The organism is Amycolatopsis jiangsuensis, from assembly GCF_014204865.1.
Taxonomy (GTDB): Bacteria; Actinomycetota; Actinomycetes; order Mycobacteriales; family Pseudonocardiaceae; genus Amycolatopsis; species Amycolatopsis jiangsuensis.
The window spans coordinates 4,836,848-4,854,027 of sequence record NZ_JACHMG010000001.1; the positions used below are offsets into that span (position 1 = coordinate 4,836,848).

The 17,180-nt window shown below is 67.9% G+C and carries 18 protein-coding genes and 1 pseudogene; 4 read left to right on the forward strand and 15 right to left on the reverse strand.

All coding sequences use genetic code 11. The features are described 5' to 3' along the window. Positions 1-302: 302 nt before the first annotated feature. From katG to BJY18_RS37515, 3 genes are all read right to left on the reverse strand, one after another. Positions 303-2,558, reverse strand: a complete 2,256-nt coding sequence (katG, locus tag BJY18_RS21685) for a catalase/peroxidase HPI (RefSeq protein ID WP_184781696.1) — start codon at positions 2,556-2,558, stop codon at positions 303-305. 37 nt (positions 2,559-2,595) lie between these two features. Beyond that, positions 2,596-3,150: a manganese efflux pump MntP gene (locus tag BJY18_RS21690; RefSeq protein WP_184781697.1), complete on the reverse strand. Its 555-nt coding sequence runs from the start codon at positions 3,148-3,150 to the stop codon at positions 2,596-2,598. A gap of 273 nt (positions 3,151-3,423) precedes the next feature. Further along, entirely contained in the window at positions 3,424-3,549 is a 126-nt protein-coding gene (locus tag BJY18_RS37515; RefSeq protein ID WP_281393686.1) for a hypothetical protein, read from the reverse strand. Between the two features lie 458 nt (positions 3,550-4,007). Between BJY18_RS37515 and BJY18_RS21695 the strand changes: the two genes are divergently transcribed. Further along, the gene (locus BJY18_RS21695; RefSeq protein ID WP_184781698.1) at positions 4,008-4,487 is read left to right on the forward strand and encodes a ribose-5-phosphate isomerase; all 480 of its coding nucleotides are present in this window, start codon (positions 4,008-4,010) and stop codon (positions 4,485-4,487) included. A gap of 122 nt (positions 4,488-4,609) precedes the next feature. Here the strand turns inward: BJY18_RS21695 and BJY18_RS21700 are convergent, their stop codons facing one another. The 8 genes from BJY18_RS21700 to pqqB form a co-directional block, all read right to left on the reverse strand. Next, complete coding sequence (locus BJY18_RS21700; protein WP_184781699.1) at positions 4,610-5,665, reverse strand: HAD-IIA family hydrolase; 1,056 nt, start codon at positions 5,663-5,665, stop codon at positions 4,610-4,612. Beyond that, positions 5,655-6,686: a fructose-bisphosphatase class II family protein gene (locus BJY18_RS21705; protein ID WP_184781700.1), complete on the reverse strand. Its 1,032-nt coding sequence runs from the start codon at positions 6,684-6,686 to the stop codon at positions 5,655-5,657. Before BJY18_RS21705 ends, BJY18_RS21700 begins: the two co-directional genes overlap by 11 nt. Before the next feature lie 54 nt (positions 6,687-6,740). Then, the gene (locus tag BJY18_RS21710; protein ID WP_184781701.1) at positions 6,741-7,718 is read right to left on the reverse strand and encodes a class I fructose-bisphosphate aldolase; all 978 of its coding nucleotides are present in this window, start codon (positions 7,716-7,718) and stop codon (positions 6,741-6,743) included. A 96-nt stretch (positions 7,719-7,814) separates the two neighbouring features. Continuing rightward, the gene (locus BJY18_RS21715) at positions 7,815-8,825 is read right to left on the reverse strand and encodes a LysR family transcriptional regulator (RefSeq protein WP_312873918.1); all 1,011 of its coding nucleotides are present in this window, start codon (positions 8,823-8,825) and stop codon (positions 7,815-7,817) included. Between the two features lie 793 nt (positions 8,826-9,618). Further along, positions 9,619-10,743 carry a pyrroloquinoline quinone biosynthesis protein PqqE gene (gene pqqE, locus BJY18_RS21720; RefSeq protein WP_184781702.1) on the reverse strand — a complete coding sequence of 375 codons (1,125 nt, stop codon included), beginning with the start codon at positions 10,741-10,743 and terminating at the stop codon, positions 9,619-9,621. Further along, positions 10,740-11,015: a pyrroloquinoline quinone biosynthesis peptide chaperone PqqD gene (gene pqqD / locus BJY18_RS21725; protein ID WP_184781703.1), complete on the reverse strand. Its 276-nt coding sequence runs from the start codon at positions 11,013-11,015 to the stop codon at positions 10,740-10,742. The genes pqqE and pqqD overlap by 4 nt, the downstream gene beginning before the upstream one ends. Next, positions 11,015-11,710, reverse strand: a complete 696-nt coding sequence (gene pqqC, locus BJY18_RS21730) for a pyrroloquinoline-quinone synthase PqqC (RefSeq protein ID WP_184781704.1) — start codon at positions 11,708-11,710, stop codon at positions 11,015-11,017. The genes pqqD and pqqC overlap by 1 nt, the downstream gene beginning before the upstream one ends. After that, positions 11,707-12,609, reverse strand: a complete 903-nt coding sequence (gene pqqB, locus BJY18_RS21735) for a pyrroloquinoline quinone biosynthesis protein PqqB (protein WP_184781705.1) — start codon at positions 12,607-12,609, stop codon at positions 11,707-11,709. Before pqqB ends, pqqC begins: the two co-directional genes overlap by 4 nt. 473 nt (positions 12,610-13,082) lie before the next feature. On the opposite strand from pqqB, the gene hxlA reads away from it, so the two are divergent. The 3 genes from hxlA to BJY18_RS21750 all read left to right on the forward strand — a co-directional run bounded on the left by hxlA (position 13,083) and on the right by BJY18_RS21750 (position 15,007). Further along, complete coding sequence (gene hxlA / locus BJY18_RS21740) at positions 13,083-13,712, forward strand: 3-hexulose-6-phosphate synthase (RefSeq protein WP_184781689.1); 630 nt, start codon at positions 13,083-13,085, stop codon at positions 13,710-13,712. Positions 13,713-13,805: 93 nt separating this feature from the next. After that, positions 13,806-14,099 (forward strand): hypothetical protein, encoded by a 294-nt coding sequence (locus BJY18_RS21745; RefSeq protein WP_184781707.1) that lies wholly within the window; start codon positions 13,806-13,808, stop codon positions 14,097-14,099. 287 nt (positions 14,100-14,386) lie between these two features. Next, positions 14,387-15,007 carry a GPR1/FUN34/YaaH family transporter gene (locus BJY18_RS21750; protein WP_184781708.1) on the forward strand — a complete coding sequence of 207 codons (621 nt, stop codon included), beginning with the start codon at positions 14,387-14,389 and terminating at the stop codon, positions 15,005-15,007. A gap of 146 nt (positions 15,008-15,153) precedes the next feature. On the opposite strand, the gene BJY18_RS38080 is transcribed toward BJY18_RS21750, so the two are convergent. From BJY18_RS38080 to BJY18_RS21770, 4 genes and pseudogenes are all read right to left on the reverse strand, one after another. Further along, positions 15,154-15,396, reverse strand: a complete 243-nt coding sequence (locus BJY18_RS38080) for a helix-turn-helix domain-containing protein (RefSeq protein ID WP_184781709.1) — start codon at positions 15,394-15,396, stop codon at positions 15,154-15,156. Then, a pseudogene (locus tag BJY18_RS38085) lies at positions 15,351-15,923 on the reverse strand (DUF1028 domain-containing protein); the annotation flags it as partial. The pseudogene BJY18_RS38085 and the gene BJY18_RS38080, both read right to left, overlap by 46 nt. Then, positions 15,920-16,735 (reverse strand): alpha/beta fold hydrolase, encoded by an 816-nt coding sequence (locus tag BJY18_RS21765; protein WP_184781710.1) that lies wholly within the window; start codon positions 16,733-16,735, stop codon positions 15,920-15,922. The pseudogene BJY18_RS38085 and the gene BJY18_RS21765, both read right to left, overlap by 4 nt. A gap of 2 nt (positions 16,736-16,737) precedes the next feature. Next, on the reverse strand, positions 16,738-17,175 hold the full coding sequence (locus BJY18_RS21770; protein WP_184781711.1) for a nuclear transport factor 2 family protein: 438 nt from the start codon (positions 17,173-17,175) through the stop codon (positions 16,738-16,740). Positions 17,176-17,180 lie beyond the last annotated feature (5 nt).

Consider the following 17,180-nt stretch of genomic DNA (forward strand, 5'->3'; position numbering starts at 1 on the left):
CGGTGTCGTTGTTCTGGTCGACGTGGGCGCGACAACCAAGGATCTCGATTGTCCTGATCCGTCACCCGAAAACCGATTTCCTGGCTGGTGACGAGTTCGAACTCTACACCGGCGCAAGCCATTCGGATATCCATCGCCACCGACCGGCCCGGCCCCGCCGTTCCCCCGCGATGAGCTACCGTTCGTGCGCTCTCGCGCCGGACGATCGGCCGCGGCAGCCCGCACATCGAGCACGTCCCCTGCCGCGTCCCGCCGGCCGCGGGAGCGCCGATTGTGTTGCTGCAGAAGGGTTTCGTCCGGGTTCATCGGTGCCGCCACGGCCGGGGGAGATCGAACCGGTCGAGTTCCATGACCTTCACCCACGCGGAGACGAAGTCCCGGACGAACTTCCCGCCCGCGTCCTCGCTCGCGTAGACCTCGGCGAGCGCCCTCAGTTCGGAGTTCGAGCCGAAGACCAGATCGACGCGGCTCGCGGTCCACTTCACCGCACCGGTGTCCCGGTCGCGGCCCTCGTAGACGACGGCCCAGGTGTCCCCGTTCCGGCTCGGCGCCCATTCCGTTTTCTCGTCCAGCAGGGTGCCGAAGAAGTCGTTCGTCAGTGTTCCCGGCGCCGAGGTCAGCACGCCCACCGCGGAACGCCGGTGATTGGCTCCGAGCACCCGCAGTCCGCCGATCAGCACGGTCATCTCCGGCGCGCTCAGGGTCAGCAGGTCCGCCCGGTCGATCAGCAAATGCTCCGGGGGCATCCAGAAGCCGTCACCGAGGTAGTTGCGGAATCCGTCCGCGACGGGCCGCAACGCGTCGAACGACTCGACGTCGGTCCATTCCTGAGTCGCGTCGGTGCGTCCGGGACGGAACGGAACGTCGAGGACGTGGCCACCGGCCGCGGCGGCGTGTTCCACCGCCGCACAGCCGCCGAGCACGATCAGGTCGGCGATCGAGACGCGCTTGTTTCCTTGCTGGGAGGCGTTGAACCGCTGCTGGATCGCCTCCAGCATGGCCAGGACGGCACCCAGCTGCGCGGGCTCGTTGACCGCCCAGTCGCGCTGCGGTTCGAGCCGGATCCGCGCCCCGTTCGCCCCGCCACGCTTGTCGCTGCCGCGGTAGGTCGAAGCCGACGCCCACGCCGTGGAGACGAGTTGTGCCACCGTCAGGCCGGATTCGAGGATTTCGCGTTTGAGGGCGGCGACGTCGGCGGCGTCCACGAGCTCGTGGTCCACCTCCGGCACCGGGTCCTGCCAGATCAGCCGTTCATCCGGGACGAGCGGCCCCAGGTAGCGCTGGATCGGGCCCATGTCGAGGTGGGTCAGCTTGAACCAGGCCCGCGCGAACGCGTCCTCGAACTGCTCCGGGTGCTCCATGAACCGCCGCGAGATCGCCTCGTAGCTCGGATCCTGCTGCAACGACAGGTCGGTGGTGAGCATGACCGGATGGTGTCTGGTATCCGGGTCGAAGGGGTCCGGCACGGTGCCCTCGCCCTGGCCGTCGCTCGGCACCCACTGCCACAGGCCCGCAGGGCTGAGCTCGACGTCCCAGGTGTAGTCGAACAGTGTCTCGAAGAACGTGTGGTCCCAGGTGACCGGTGTGCGGGTCCACATGCCTTCCAGTCCGGTGCTGACGGCGTCCGGCCCGATGCCGCTGCCGTACCCGCCGATCCAGCCGAGGCCCTGGTCGGTGAGCGGCGCCGCCTCGGGTTCGGGGCCACCGGTCACGTTCGGATCCGCCGGGCCGTGCGTCTTGCCGAAAGTGTGCCCACCCGCGATGAGCGCCACCGTTTCCTCGTCGTCCAGCCCCATCCGCTTGAAGGTCTCCCGGATGTCGCGGGCGGCGAGCACCGGGTCGGGGTTGGTGGCCGGGCCCTGCGGATCGACGTAGACCAGTCCCATCTCGGCGGCTGCCAGCGGTGCGTCGAGCTCACGCAGACCGCTGTACCGTTCGTCGGACAGCCATTTGCGTTCCGGGCCCCAGTACGTCTCGTCCGGCTCCCACACGTCTTCGCGACCGCCGCCGAACCCGAAAGTCCGGAAACCCATCGACTCCAGTGCGCGGTTTCCCGCGAAGACCATCAGGTCGGCCCAGGAGATCCTGCGGCCGTACTTCTTCTTCACCGGCCACAGCAACCGGCGTGCCTTGTCCAGATTGCGGTTGTCCGGCCAGCTGTTCAACGGGGCGAAGCGCAGCATTCCGGCGCTCGCACCACCCCGCCCGTCGAAGATCCGGTAGGTACCCGCGGCGTGCCAGGCCATGCGCAGGACAAGGGGACCGTAGTGACCGAAGTCGGCGGGCCACCAGTCCTGCGAGGTCGTCAGCACCTCGTCGACCTCACGCGCCAGCTCTTCGAGATCCACCGTCGCGAACCGCGCGGCGTAGTCGAAGTCGGCGCCCAGCGGATTGTTCGCAGACTGGTTGCGGCGCAATGCCTTCAGGTTGAGCCGGTGCGGCCACCAGTCGTTGGCGTTGCCCCCCGCCACCGGATGATTCCGCCGCCGAGCCGGCCGCGTCTCACCCAGCACCTTGTCGTACGTGCGGTAGACGTGGGTATCGGGATTCTCGGGCATCAGGATCCTCCCCGGTGTTGCCGGACCTGAGGCGTCGTCAGTCGAAGACCAGCGGCAGCAGGATTGCCGAACCGAGGAGCGAGATACCGCAGAGCAGGTCGGCACGGATCCGGATGACCTTGGCGGCCATCCGCCCCACGAAGAGCCCGGCGAACGACATCACCACCGTCATGGCGCCGAAAGTCAGCATCGGGACGATGAGGGAGAAGCCCGCGATCCCGAGGCCGGCACCGGCGACGAAGTTGTCGATGCTCAGCGAGAGTGGCATACCGAAGAGCGTCACCCAGGGATGGTCCAGGTCGTCCTCTTCCGGCTGCGGGTTCCGGATCGCTCCGACGATGAAGTAGATACCGTACAGTCCCAGCGCGGCCGCCCCGATGTAGTCCGCCCAGTCTCCGAGGAACTCGCCGAGGAAGTGTCCGATCAGTCCGCCGAGCAGCGGGCTCAAGGCGTCCCACACCCCGAATACGATCGCCACCTGGAAAGCGCGGAGCCAGCCGAAGGGGATCGTTCCGATGGCGATCGACGAACGGAAGTTGTCGAGAGCGAGGCCGAAAGCGAGCGCGATCAGCGGAAGAAACTCGAGTGTCACCTTTGAACCACCTCGAATGCATGACCAGGGGGACCGGGAGATCGGCAGGGAATCACGTTTCTACGGCGCGAAATTCACTTCTCACCGGGAACGGAGCACTTGCCCGCGCGAGGCACGCCGGCCCCGCTTTTCACCGAGTGACGCAAAGGCCCCTGGACGATCGACTCGTGAATCCAGGGGCCTTGCGTCGACCCGGGCGTAGTCCCGTCGCAGGCCTAGCCACCTGCCGCGACTACGAGAAATCGAGCAGCACAGGCCACGGGGCCCCGGCTGTCAGGCCCGGTAGAAGTAGCCGGTGGCCTCAGCGCAGACCTCGACCACCGTGTACTGCGGAGTTTCCCACTTCATATGTTCCTCCTCCTGTTGGCTGCGCCCGGCGACCGGGCAAATACCGGACATTCGTGATCCGCGCAATTTCGAGGACAACCTCCCGAAATACCGCGGTCATGAAAGAGCATCTTCGATTTAACGCGGCCCCCGCAACCGACCTGGCACCAGTGGTCGGTAACCAGTGCCGAACGGCGTCCCGGAGCCGACGAGTGGGCCGGGCCCGCACACCGGCGGCGCACGGCGGGTCAACGGACCGTGACGACGGACGACGGCCTGGTCAGAGCCGTGCAGCCGATCTCGTCCGGACCATCTGCGCCCGGACAGTGGCCGACTGAACCGAGACAGTCCGGTGCCCGTTGCCGTCCGGCGTTCGACCGTGGCCGTCGGGTCGCCGCGCTCACCCATCAGTATCCACCACAATTCCACAGCCACCGCCCAAGACTCGACCTTGACCACCGGACAATGCGCTCCGGAAATACCTCGTCTGCGTCCGGACAATCTCGCGAACTTCACTTAGAATGGCGTGCGTGCGCATCTACCTCGGCTCTGATCACGCTGGATTCGAACTCAAGAACCACTTCGTCACGAGACTTTCCGGTCTCGGCTACGAGGTGACCGACGTCGGCCCCGCCGGCTATGACGCGAATGACGACTATCCACCGTTCTGCGTCGAGACCGCACGGCGCGTCGTCGCCGACGAAGGCAGCCTCGGCATCGTCATCGGCGGCTCCGGGAACGGCGAACAGATCGCCGCGAACAAGGTGCCCGGCGCCCGCGCCGCGCTGACCTGGAATGTGGACACCGCCAGGCTGGCCCGCCTGCACAACAACGCGCAGCTGGCCGGCATCGGCGCCCGGATGCACACAGTCGAGGAGGCCGAACGCATCGTGGAAGCGTTCCTCACCACCCGATTCGAGGGCGGCCGTCACCAGCGCCGGATCGATCTGCTCTCGGATTACGAGCGGTCCGGTGAACCGCCCGCGCTGCCAGGAGAACCCGTGCGCTGACCCATCCCCCGGCCCCGCACGGGTTGTGCCGTCCGCACGGGGCGCGGCAAGCGTCCCACTGGAATGCCGCGCGGTGGCCATCGACTACAGCGATGGCCACCGCGCGACCGGCAAGGGCGGCTTCAGTGTGTCGCTTGTGCCGGAAGGGAAACTCCGAGCTGCCGTTCGATCCGGTCCCACACGCCGGCGTCGTCGGAGACCGCGCGACCGGCGTCCCTGGCCGCCCACGCCATGGTGACCACAGACTGCAGCAGTGTGCCGTTGTCGCCGGCATCCGCCATGCGCGGTACGGCGTCCGGCCCGAGTTCGACGAGGTACTCGCGCGAGGTGGTGTGCAACGGCAGTCCGGGCGTGCGCAGTCCGCTCAGGTCGGCGGCGACGTACGTCGGACGCGCGGGCCGCTCGGCGAAGGCGAGGTCCCGGAGCCGGGAGGCACCGGTCAGGACGAAGAGCGAGTCGAGGCCGGAAGCGTTGGCGCCCTTGATGTCGGTGTCCAGCAGGTCCCCGCACACCAGAGTGTCCGGCCGCTCGGTACCGAGCCGGTCGCGGGCGAGGTCGAAGAGCGCGGCCTGCGGCTTCCCGACCACGTGCGGCGAGACACTGGTCGCCGTCTGCACCAACGCGACCAAGGCCCCGTTGCCGGGCGCACGCCCGTACGGGGTGGGCAACGTGAGGTCGACATTCGTGGCCACCCAGGTGGCCCCGGCTTCGGCGAGCCTGCTGATCGCCGAGAGTTCGCGCCAGGTGATGTCGAAACCCAGTCCCTGCACCACAGCCTCGACCGGTGCGTTCTCCAGGTCCGCGGCGCGTACCGCGGTCAACCCGGCTTCGGTGAGCGCGTGCGCGACGCCTGGCCCGCCCACCGCGCAGACGCGCGCGCCCGGGGCCAGACGCGCCGTCAGGTACGCCGCGGCCGCCTGAGAACTGTTGACCACCGACCAGCCTTGCTGGGTGACGCCCAGCCCGCGGAGGTGGTCACCCACCTCCGCGGGCGGACGGGACGCGTTGTTGGTCGCGAACACGACCGGTACGCCGTCCTCCGCCACCCGGTTCAAGGTTTCCACCGCATGGGGAATGGCCACCGCGCCGCGGTAGACCACACCGTCGAGATCACAGATCAGCCCGCGGTAACGGCTGATGAGCGACTCGGCCCGGACGGACGTCGTCTCACCCGTCATACGGACCGGTGCTCCTCGTGCCACCGGAGGGCCGGTGTTCGGAGGTGACGATCCGTACCGTGTTCGCCTTGGCGCACATCACCATGGACTGGGTGGTGGTGCGACCCGAGTGGTGCTGTACGCCGCGCAGCACCTCGTTCCCGGTCACCCCGGTAGCGCAGAACACCACGTTCTCGCCGCGTACCAGGTCACCGGTGTGCAGGACTTCACCGAAGCCGGTTTCGGCTGGTCCGGGAGTTTCGGACCGCAGCCGGGCCTGCAACGACCCACCGAGGCAGGACAGGGCAGCCGCGGCGACGACGCCCTCCGCCGATCCTCCGGTGCCCAGCATCAGGTCCACCGGGCTTTCGGGGCGCGCTGCCGCGATCGCACCCGCGACGTCGCCGCCCTCGATCAAGTGAACCCGTGCGCCGGCGTCACGGATCTCGTGCACCAGTCGCCGATGCCGTGGCCGGTTGAGCACGGCGACGACGAGGTCCGACACCTGGGCGTCGCCGGCTCTGGCGACTGCGCGAAGGTTGTCCGCCACCGGCAGGCGAATGTCGACCACATCGACGTAATCGGGTCCGACGGCCAGCTTCTCCATGGCGAGAACCGGCGACGGGTCGTACAGCGCACCGGGCTCGGCAACAGCGATCGCCGCGAGCGCGTTCGGCACGTCCCCGGCCGCCGAAAGGACGCCGTCGCCCACGCTGATCCCGATGTCACAGGCCGGTCCGGTCCCGTCTCCGGCGGTCTCGCCGTTGAACAGCACCGGCGTGTCCCGCTCCGTGCCTCTGCCGATCACCACTACGCCGCGCATCGGCACCGACCTGATCAGTTCGTGCATCACGTCGGCAGCGGCCCTGCCGCCCTCCTCGTCGCCGTGTCCGGCCCACCTTCCCGCGGCGATCGCGGCGGCCTCGGTGACCCGCACGAGTTCGAGCGCGAGCCCGTCACCGGGTCCATCGGTGCCGGCGTCGCGTTCGTCCACACGGAGACCTCCGGCAGCCCCGGAGATGCCCCATTCCTTGGCCTTCATCACTTTCACTCCACTCCGACGAACGGGGCCCGAGACCGCCTTCGATACCTACGCTCAGCGGGCGGCGGCGTTCGCCACGGCGCGCGCGGAGAGCACTTCCTGTGCGGCGACCCGCTTGCCTTCGTCCCCGCGCCAGGTCTCCAGCGCGGGACCGACCAGCGCCCGTCCGAACGAGTACGTGAGTTCCCAGGGAAGCGCATCGAAGTTCTGCATCGCCCCGAGGTGCTCGGTCGCCGTTTCCGGGCTTTGCCCACCGGAGAGGAACGCGATACCCGGCACCGACGCGGGCACCGTGGCACGCAGAGCGTCCACAGTGGCCCGGGCGACGTCGGCGACCGCCGGCTGCTCCCCGCTGCCGGACCCGGCAACCACCATGTTGGGCTTGAGGACGATGCCGTCGAGCTGCACCCGCATCAGCTCGAGCTCCTCGAACAACGACTCAAGCACCGAAGTCGTCACCTGCTGGCACTGCGCCAGCGAGTGGGTGCCGTCCATCAGCACCTCGGGTTCCACGATCGGCACCAGGCCACCTTCCTGACAAAGACCGGCATACCGCGCCAACGCGTGGACGTTCGCCTGCACCGCGCGAGCCGACGGCTGGTTGTCGCCGATCGTGAGCACGGCGCGCCATTTGGCGAACGTCGCCCCAAGCCGCTCGTAGCCGGCGACCCGTTCGCGCAGTCCGTCGAGCCCCTCGGTGATCTTCTCCTCCGGAGAGCCGGCCAGCGGCTTCGCTCCGGTATCCACCTTGATCCCGGCGAGAATGCCGAGATCGTCGAGGAACTCCGGGAACGTGCGGCCGTTGTCCAGTTCCTGGTGGAACGTCTCGTCGGCGAGGATGACACCGCTGATCGATTCGGAGAGCCGAGGGGTGGTGACGATCAGTTCCCGGTAGATCCGGCGGTTCTCCTCGGTCGGCTCGACCCCGACCTTCTCCAGCCGGGACGACATCGTCCCGATGCTCTCGTCGGCCGCGAGAATACCGCGCCGATTCGAGACGAGCGTACGCGCAATCTTGTTCAGAGCTGACATCTAACCTTGATCCTCCTGCGCTCGACACCGGATGGGGTGGCAATTTCACGACTGGTTCGGCAATGAGCCCCGGCCGGACAGACCTGTACCGGGTGTTCAGCTTGCGATGATGGTGGTTTTCGCCTCCGCGAGCCGGCTGCTCTTGATCTTCTGTCCAGGAACGAAAACGGGCATCGGGCTGCCCTTCGCCGCGGCGATGTCCACCAGCTCCCGCGCATACTCCGGAAGACCACGGCGCTCACTCCACGCCGCGTAGATCGGCTTCGCCGGCATTTCCTGGTCGACGGTCACCAGATTCAGCCGGCCCTCCTCGAGTTCGGACCGCACGGTGGAAATGTTCAGCACCGTCACCCGCTGGCTGGTCGCGACCGTCTGCTTGACCGCGGCGCTGGAGGGGAATTCGACATAGCTGTGCGGGGTGCGTGCGGTGCCCAGCAGTTCGTCCGTGAACTCCCGGATCCCCGAGCCACGCTCGCGCAGGACCAGTGGAGCGCAGGCCAGCTCCCGCACCGTCAGCGGGCTGGTCCGCCTTGCCCACGGGTGTTTCGCACCGACCACCACGGACAGCCTGTCCTCACAGATGTAGCGGGTGGCCATGTCGTCACCGAACTGCTTCTGCACGTGGTTGCCGGCCTGGCACCAGCCGTCGATGAACGCGAGATCGATGTGGCTCGCCCGGATCAGCTGACGCAGCGTGTCGATGCTCCCTGACTGCACCTCGACCCTGGCCTCACCGAACGAGAACCCCGACCGGTTCAGCCATTCCGGGATCAGGTGCTCGGAGATGGCCGGACTGCCCGCGACCCGCAACCGTTTCGCGGCGGCGGGCTGGGAACCGGAGCCGAACTCCAGCAGCTCCCGCGCGGCACTCATCACGTTGCGGGCGTACTTCGCCAGCATCTCACCTTCCTCGGTGAGCTTCGAACCGGTGGGAGAACGCTCCAGCAGCCGAAGACCGAGGCGACGTTCCATCGCGCTGATCCGGATGCTGGCGGCCGGCTGGGAAAGACTGTGCGCCTGCGCGGCCTTTCCCACGCTGCCGTAGCTCTCGACCGACAGCAGCAGATCAAGATCGGCGAGCTGAGGCATCTTTGACGGAAGAACCACGATTTCACCTCTCGCTCCGGACGACGTCGTGCTGTCACCTGTGGTCAGAATGCGCGGCATGCGCGGAACGCCGGAAGACACTTGTCGGTTACACCGGCGACTCGCGGTGTTCAACGAGATTGCCTGGGTGCCGTACGTCCGGTCAATCTGTTGGACACGAACGCGCACCGCACGGGCATGAACGGCCGTCACGGTGCCACCTACGGGCTTTCTCCGGAATCGTGCGGCTTACTCGTTTACTGTCACCTGATCTTCGTTTCCCGCCGCGAATTTCGGTACGGCCGACCACCTGGCGCCGTCCCGCTCATGGCAGTATCAGCGCCGCTCGTCACCGATTATCCGCCAATTGTCCGTCCCGGGTTGCGACATTTCCGAGTTTCCGTCGATAGTTTGCCGCGACCTGCCGGATTCCCGCGATCGCGGTGGCTGACCGGCAACCGCGGGCGGACCCCCAGCCGGCGCAGGACTCCGGCATGCACCGGCACCGGAGTCTTGCGCCATCCACTGTCCGGCCCACTCGCCAGCACGCTTTGCGTGACGTGGATGAAGCGAGGAAAGAGGGCACACGCGAACGCCAGCACGAACCCGGGTGCGGCGGGGCCCCGCCGAACTCTCCGACGCACAGCCCGGATTTTCCTTCCGAACGCGTACTCGGGTGCGAAATGTAGTCGTCGCGAAAGTCCGCTCGCCGGCGGTTACCTCGAGTTCGACCGCATAGTGAACGTCGGAGAGCGCGCCGCCTCGCCGCGCGTCAGCTCACCTCACGAAACGAGCGGACCTTCGCGTCGCACCCTCAGCGGTCGCGCGCCGGCACCGTCGGGCGGCGGTAGACCAGCTTCTCGCGCAGCACCTCGGCGTCCACCGCGACGACATCCTCGTTGGCGCCGACGAGGGCTTCCTGCACCAGGTGGTGATCGGGCGAGTGCATGCACACCGGATCGGTGCGCGCCGCGTCCCCGGTCAACGCGAAGGCCTGGCATCGGCAGCCGCCGAAATCGATCTCCTTGCGTGGACAGCTCTGACACGGATCGGGCATCCACGCCGTTCCCCGGAACGCCTGGAAGGCCTCGGATTTCGACCAGATCCACGCGAGGTTGTGGTCCCGAACCGACGCGAAGTTCATCGTCGTGATCTCGGCCGCCACCGGACACGGATACACGGTGCCGTCCGGTGCGACGGTCAGCGCGTTCTGCGCCCAGCCACCCATGCAGGGCTTCGGATAGGGCTCGTAGTAGTCCGGGAGGATCCAGAGCAGTTCCATGCTCTCCGCGAGCTCGGCCTTCCGGCGTTCGTAGACACCGACCGCCTCGTCCAGCTGGACCTTGCTCGGCATCAGCAGACCGCGGTTGCGCAGGGCCCAGCCGTAGTACTGGGCGTTCGCGAGCTCCAGCCGTTCGGCGCCCCACGACACACACACGTCGATGATCGCGTCCAGCCGGGACAGGTTCACCCGGTGCAGGACCACGTTCATGTTCAACGGCAGCCCGGCCTCGCGGATGATGCGCGCGGCGATTTCCTTCTTGTCGAACCGTTTGCTCGCGGCGACCAGGTTCGTCGACTCGGCGGCGTCACCCTGGATGCTCAGCTGGGCGCTGTTGAGGCCCGCCGCGACGAGCGAGCTCGCGCGGCTCTCGGTCAGCCCGAGGCCACTGGTGATCAGGTTCGTGTACAGGCCGAGGCGGCGGCACTCGGCGACGAGCGTCTCCAGATCGCCGCGGACGAGGGGTTCACCGCCGGAGAAGTGCACCTGCACGACCCCCAGCTCGGCCGCCTCGCCGATCACCCGCACCCAGTCCTCGGTGGCGAGCTCGTCCTGGCGGCCCATCAACTCCAGCGGATTCGAGCAGTAGACACAGTGCAACGGGCACTGGTGCGTGACCTCGGCCAGCAGGCCGTACGGTTGCGGCGTACCGCTCATGTGACCACCACCCAACCCCGTCCGCGGGCATCGTGCAGGAACGTCATCACGTCGTTGGCGAGTTCGGCGGCCTCGAAATCCCGCTCGAGCTGGTCGACCACCTGCCGCACGGTCCGGCTGCCGTCACACAGACCCAGGATCGCCGCGCCGGACTTGTTGAGCAGCACGACCCGTTCGGGCAGCAGCAGCAACTCCACGTCCCGGACGTTGTCGTGCTTGAGCATCGCCTTGGTCGCCAGCTTCGGGACCGCCGTCAAATCGGTTTCATCCATCATGAGCTCTTGCGGTAGGCGAGTTGCACGGCATCCAGCAGGCTCCAGAGGACGTCGCACTTGAACTCCAGCGCCCGGGCACAGGCGTCCTGCTGGTCCCTGGTCTTCGCGTTGTCCAGCACGAGTTCCAGCAGGTGCGCGATGTCCTTGGGCTGCTGGGTGAGCCGCGCCCGGAAGTACTCCAGGCCCTCGGAGGCGACCCACGGATAGTGCTGCCGGACGTCGGTGATCCGCCGGCTGAGCAGGTCCGGCGCGAACAGTTCGGTCAGCGCCGACGCCACGGCCTCCAGCCACGGCTTCTCCCGGCAGAAGTCCACATAGGCGTCCACGGCGAACCGCACGCCGGGCAGCACCGTGTCGACGTCGTAGAGTTCTTCGCGGGTCAGCCCGACGGCCGCGCCGAGGCGGACCCACTTCTCCATCCCGCCCTCGTCGCCGGTCCGCCCGTCGTGATCGATGATGCGCTGGATCCACCTGCGCCGGTCCTCGCGGCCGGGCAGCTTGGTCAGGATGAACGCGTCCTTCTTCGGAAGGTTCATCTGGTAGTAGAAGCGATTTCGTACCCAGCCGCGGAACTCGCCCTCGGACAGGTCGCCCGAGTGCATTCGCTCGTTGAACGGGTGCAGATGGTGGTAACGTTTTTCGCCGATCGCCCGTAGCCGCGCCTCGAACTCCTCAGCGGACCAAGCATTCATACTTCCACCTCCAAGCCTGCTCGACCGATCTCGATGCCCAGGTCCGTGAGCCGGCGCCGCTCGGCGGAATCCTCGTCGAGAATCGGGTTCGTGTTGTTGATGTGGGTGTAGATCTTGCGCTTCGCCGGCAGCGCGGCCAGTGCACCGGCGGAGCCGTCCTCGCCGCCGACCGGCATGTGCCCCATCGACCGTCCGGTACGGCTTCCCGCGCCCTGACGCGACATTTCGTCGTCGGTCCAGAACGTGCCGTCCAGGAAGACGCAGTCAGCCGAGGCCACCTGCTCGGCGAACTTCTCGTCCCATCGCGGCAGCGTCGGTGCGTACACGACGATCCCGCCGGTCTTCCTGTCCTCCAGGCGGTAGCCGACCTCCCACTCCGACGACGGCCCACGCAGCTGGGAAGTGCCGACGTAACGGGGTGCCTTGGCGCCGGTCATGAACGGGGTCACCCGCACCCGATCGTCCAGGTCGAGCGGCTTGCCGGCCTCGACCACCGACCAGGTGAGGTCCGCGTAGTCGCTCAGCAGGTCCCGGATCGGGAACCACAAGGTCAGCGCTTCCAGCACCGGGTAGGTCCCGTACACCGTCAGCGACGACTCCTCCCGCAGCATCAGCAGGCCGATCGTGTGGTCGAACTCCGCGTCGGTCAGCAGCACGCCGGCGACCGGCGTCTTCCGGATTTCCGGACCGGGATGCAGCGCGGAATCCGCCGCTATCTGATGGTGGACGTCCGGGGTGGCGTTCAGCAGGAACCACTGTTCGCCGTCCCCGGAAACCGCGATTCCCGCGTGGGTCGTGGCGGCTTCGGGTTTGGCGCGGCCCCTGCGACACCCGTCGCAAGCACAATTCCACTGCGGAAAACCGCCGCCTGCCGCCGCTCCGAGGCAATGTACGAACACCGGCGTCCTCCTTCGGATTCGACCTCTCGCCGCGGCCTTACGACAACAGGTTTCACAGCTTCTTCGCCCACTCCCGGCCTGGCAACCGATCACGAACGACCGGCACCGAATCACCGACGAACGGCGCCCGCGCCGTCACGAACGGACCGCCGTCATCCAGCCTGTCACCACGCCCGCCTCGTCCCGTTGAAAAGTCCCCCTGACCAGCGCATACCCGCCGCGTAAGCGACTGACTGCACGCCCAAGGCGGCAGCCCCCACGCCTCTCCACCCCGCCGCCCCAGCCGCCCGACCCCCGGCACGTACGCGCGAGGCCACGTCCCGGGCAGGTTATTTGTTGTGTGTATTGGTGGATTGGGTTTTTGCATGTGGTGGGGTGTTGTGGGTGGTGGGGTTGGGGGGAATTGTTGTGGGGGTTGCTGGTGTGAGGCTGGTGGCGTGTCCGTTGTCGGGTTGAGTGTTGTGGAGGGTGTTGTGGAGTTGCAGGTGGCGTTGGATGTGGTGGATTTGCCGTCGGCGTTGACGTTGGCGAATCAGGTGGCGGAGTTTGTGGATATTTTGGAGTTGGGGACTCCGTTGGTGAAGTCGGTGGGGATCGGTGCGGTGAGTGCGGTGAAGGCTGCGCATCCGGACAAGCTGGTGTTCGTGGATTTGAAGACGGCGGATGCGGGTGAGTTGGAGGCGGGGTTGGCGTTCGAGGCGGGTGCGGATCTGGTGACGGTGATGGGTGCCGCTGATGATGACACGGTGCGGGGTGCGGTCGCGGCGGGTCGTAAGTACGGCAAGAGTGTGGTGGCGGACATGATCACGGTGACCGAGGGTCGGGTGGCGCGGATTCGTGAGGTGGCGAAGCTGGGGGTGTCGTTCGTGGAGATTCATGCGGGTCTGGACGAGCAGGCCCGTCCGGGGTACACGATCGCGACGTTGCTGGAGGATGGTCGTCAGGCTGGGGTGCCGTTCTCGATCGCTGGTGGGGTGAAGATCGACACGATCGGGTCGGTGCGCGAGGCGGGTGCGAAGGTCGCGGTCGCCGGTGGCGCGATCTACAACGCCACCGACCCCGCCGCCGCCGCGAAAGAACTCAAAAAACACGCCACCGCCTGACCCCACACCGCGCCGATGAACGGGCATCAGCCGTCGTTTCCGGACACGCTGATGAGCCGCGGCGGGAGACGAGCAGAAAGGAAGGGAGCCGGCGTGGGAAGCCAAGAGCCGAATGCTCGAGCCGATCGGGCACCAGCCGCACACGATTCGTACTGCGCCTTGCTGCTGCAGGCCGCGGGAGTGGTGCGGTTGCGCTACGTGCAGTGCGGCCGCGACACCGGCCTGTCTCCGGCCGCGGCGGCCGAACTGGCGAACGTCTTCGACGGTCTCGCCAACGGCCATCCCGACTTCGACCAGATCGATCCCAAGGAGGCGATCGCACTGGCGCATCGTCTGATCGACGACGACCAGCCGGAGCTGTCCGGGATGTGGCCCAGGACCGGCTGACCGGCGAGAGTCCACTGTGGCTTGAAGGTTTCGCTGATGTCCTTGACCACGGACGGATTCCGGTCACCTTCCGCCCCGCCGGCCGGACACCGTGGTCTGGCGCGTTCGGCGTCCGGCTCGGTCACCGGCCAGGCCCGCCGTTTCGTCCCGGTGCCGGTGACCGAGCGGGCCCCGACGGCGGGGTGCTGCCGTCGCGTCTCCCCATTTCTCTGCGGCACACCGATTCCGGGCTGCCGCCCGACCTGACCGAACTCGAGGATCATCCGCAGCTCAACGAGGAGTATCCGATGACCACTGACGTTGCCGCCGAAACCGAAGCCCCCGCCCGGTCCGCTCCGGCGGGCGATCCCGCCCTGATCGGCGTACCGACCTTCATCGTCGGCGCGACCGCACTCGGCCTGGTGCTGACCGGGTACGTCCCGGCCGATGCCGTCGGCGCCTCGATCGCGATCATCCTGCCCGCGACCGGCCTGGGCCAGCTCATCGCGGCCGTGTGGGCAGCGGCGCTGGGCCAGAACGCCGTCGCCTCGGTGTTCGGGATCTTCGCCGGTTTCTGGATCAGCTACGCGGCACTCGTGCTCGGCCTGGCGCACAACTGGTTCGGCATCTCCGCCGACGCGGCGATCGCCACCCAGGGCCTGTTCCTGATCGCCTGGCTGATCACGATCGTCCTGCTGACCCTGACCACCTTGCGGATGCCCGCCGCGTTCACGCTGCTGTTCGGCTTGATCGACATCGCACTCGCCCTCGTCCTCTACGGCACAGTCGGCGGTTCCACAGCAGCCACCACGGCAGGCGGTTACGTGACGTTCGCGTTCACGGCAGTAGGGGTGTACCTGTACGCCGGCGCCGTCTCCGCCGCGACCGGCGGCCGTCCGCTCCCGCTGGGCCGCCCGGTCCTGACCTGAGTCGACGCCCGGGTGGGCACCTGTCCAGCCCTCCCACCCGGCGTCGGCTCATCGCCGGCCCCGCACGCCGTCTCCGGACGGAGTGCGGGGCCGGCCAAGTCGTGCGACACCCACGAGTCAGCGCCTCCCCGCGATCCGGCCGGCAGTCAGGATCGTCCGCTGGGCGAGGTGAGGAGGCGGGTCTGCAGCTCGATCGTGAATCGCTGGGCGGGGTCGTCGAGGTCGACGGCGCACAGGGTTTCGATGCGCTGCAGCCGGTAGCGGAAGGTGTTGCGGTGTATCTGCAGTGCGGCGGCGGCGCGGGTGGCGTCACCGCCGGCGTCGAACCAGCATCGGCGAGTGGCTCCGGGTGGTCGTCGACACGCAGGTCGGCGACCACCTCGTTCCACGGTGCCGGACCACGACGGCCCGACACCACCTTCAACGCGGCCGACTGCGAACCACGCACGTCTCCCCCGGCGCCGTCCGCGGCCAGGAGCCCGGCGAGGATGCGGTCGGCGAGGTCGCCGTCCGCCGACTCGAAGGCGGCGAGCGCGACCCGGCACACGTCGTCAGCGGCCAGCATGTTGCCTTGCACCGTCACCTGATGTCCCCGGGCGAAGGTGGCGTGTGGCGCGCAGGACTCGCCGGTGTACGTACCGACCGAGCCATGGGCGTCGACGATTCCCAGCTGGCGGTAACCGGAATCCGGGTCATCCGCCACCAGCAGGTCCACAGTGGACGGTGCTGGTACGCCGGCCCGCAACAATTCCAGGCCACGAGGACCGTAGTCGACGTTGACGAACGCCTGCGTGGCCACCGCGCCGACGCCCGCCTCGGCCCAGGGCAGCAACGTGCCGACGCCGAAGAAGTGGGTCTGGGCGCCGATGCCGAGCGATCCGGTGACCGGATCGCGCGCGACGATCGAGTACGTCACGACGCCTCTCCCTCGGCACGGGCGATGTGCGTCCGAAGGAGATCCGCCACCTGGCCGGGCTCTTCGAGCATCGGCAGATGTCCCGTCCCGTCCAGCACTTTCGCGATGCCGCCAGTGGTCTCGGCCAGTTCTCGCGACATCGAGGGCGGGCAGGTCGGATCCTCGTCGCCGGCCACCGCAAGCACGGGAATCGTGGACGTGGCGACCTTGCCGGCCAGGTGCCGGATGTCGGCACCGAAGGCCCCGTACAGGATCTCGGCGACCACCGCCTCCGGCCGGGTGCCGACCGCCTCGGCCATGACCTCCTTGAGGTGAGCCGATTCCCGATGTTCGCGGCCCACGATGTCCGGCACCAGCCCGGCGAAGTACGCGGCGGTGCCGCCGGCTTCGAGTTCACTCACCATCGCACCGATGGCCTCGGCCGGAACACCGGTGCCCAGCGTCGAACCGAACGTGGTGACGCTGAGAACCCGTCTCGGGTACAGCGCGGCCAGCGCGACACAGATCGTGCCGCCGAGCGACCCCCCGGCCAGATGCACCTCGTTCACTCCGAGGCTGTCCAGTACCGCGAGGACGTCTGGCACATAGCCCTCCTCGACGGTGAACGGGCCGGTCAGCCCGGAGTCGCCGTGCCCGCGCAGGTCCAGCGCCACGACCGGCCGGTCGAGCCGCGCGGCGACGTCGGTCCAGACCACGGCGGCGGAATTGATCGGGTGGATGAGCACGAGCGGGACCCCGGGCCGGTGACCGGAGGTGCGCAGCACCGACAACCGTCCCGTCCGCCCCTCGACGCCCAGTCGGTCCAGTCCCATCCTCACTCCGTACCGTGCTTGGGCATCTGCGGATCCTGGACGCTGACGTGCATGTGCCAGATCCGCCAGTCCGGGGCGCCCTTGCCGTCGTCGAGACGGAAGAACTCCGTGGTGCGGAACGGAGTCGGCACAGCGTCCTGCTGTCCGGGGGCCAGCACGTCCGCGATCCCTTCCGCGGTGAGCAGCGCGACGTCACCGAAGACCTGGACGTCCGGGCCGACGGTGTCCTTGATCGCGGTGATGCTCAACCCGATCTTCGCGGCGTTGACCCACAGCCGGTGCTTGTCGAGCACGCCGTGGTAGGTGTGGCCGTTGAGGTTGAACTGGTGGTATCCGTTGCCCTCCGGGAAGTACCGCAGCATCCGGTCGGCGACAAGGCCGACGTTCGCTTCGTACCAGCCTCGGTGCACTTCGAGGATCCGCTCGAGATCGGTGCTCATGGTCG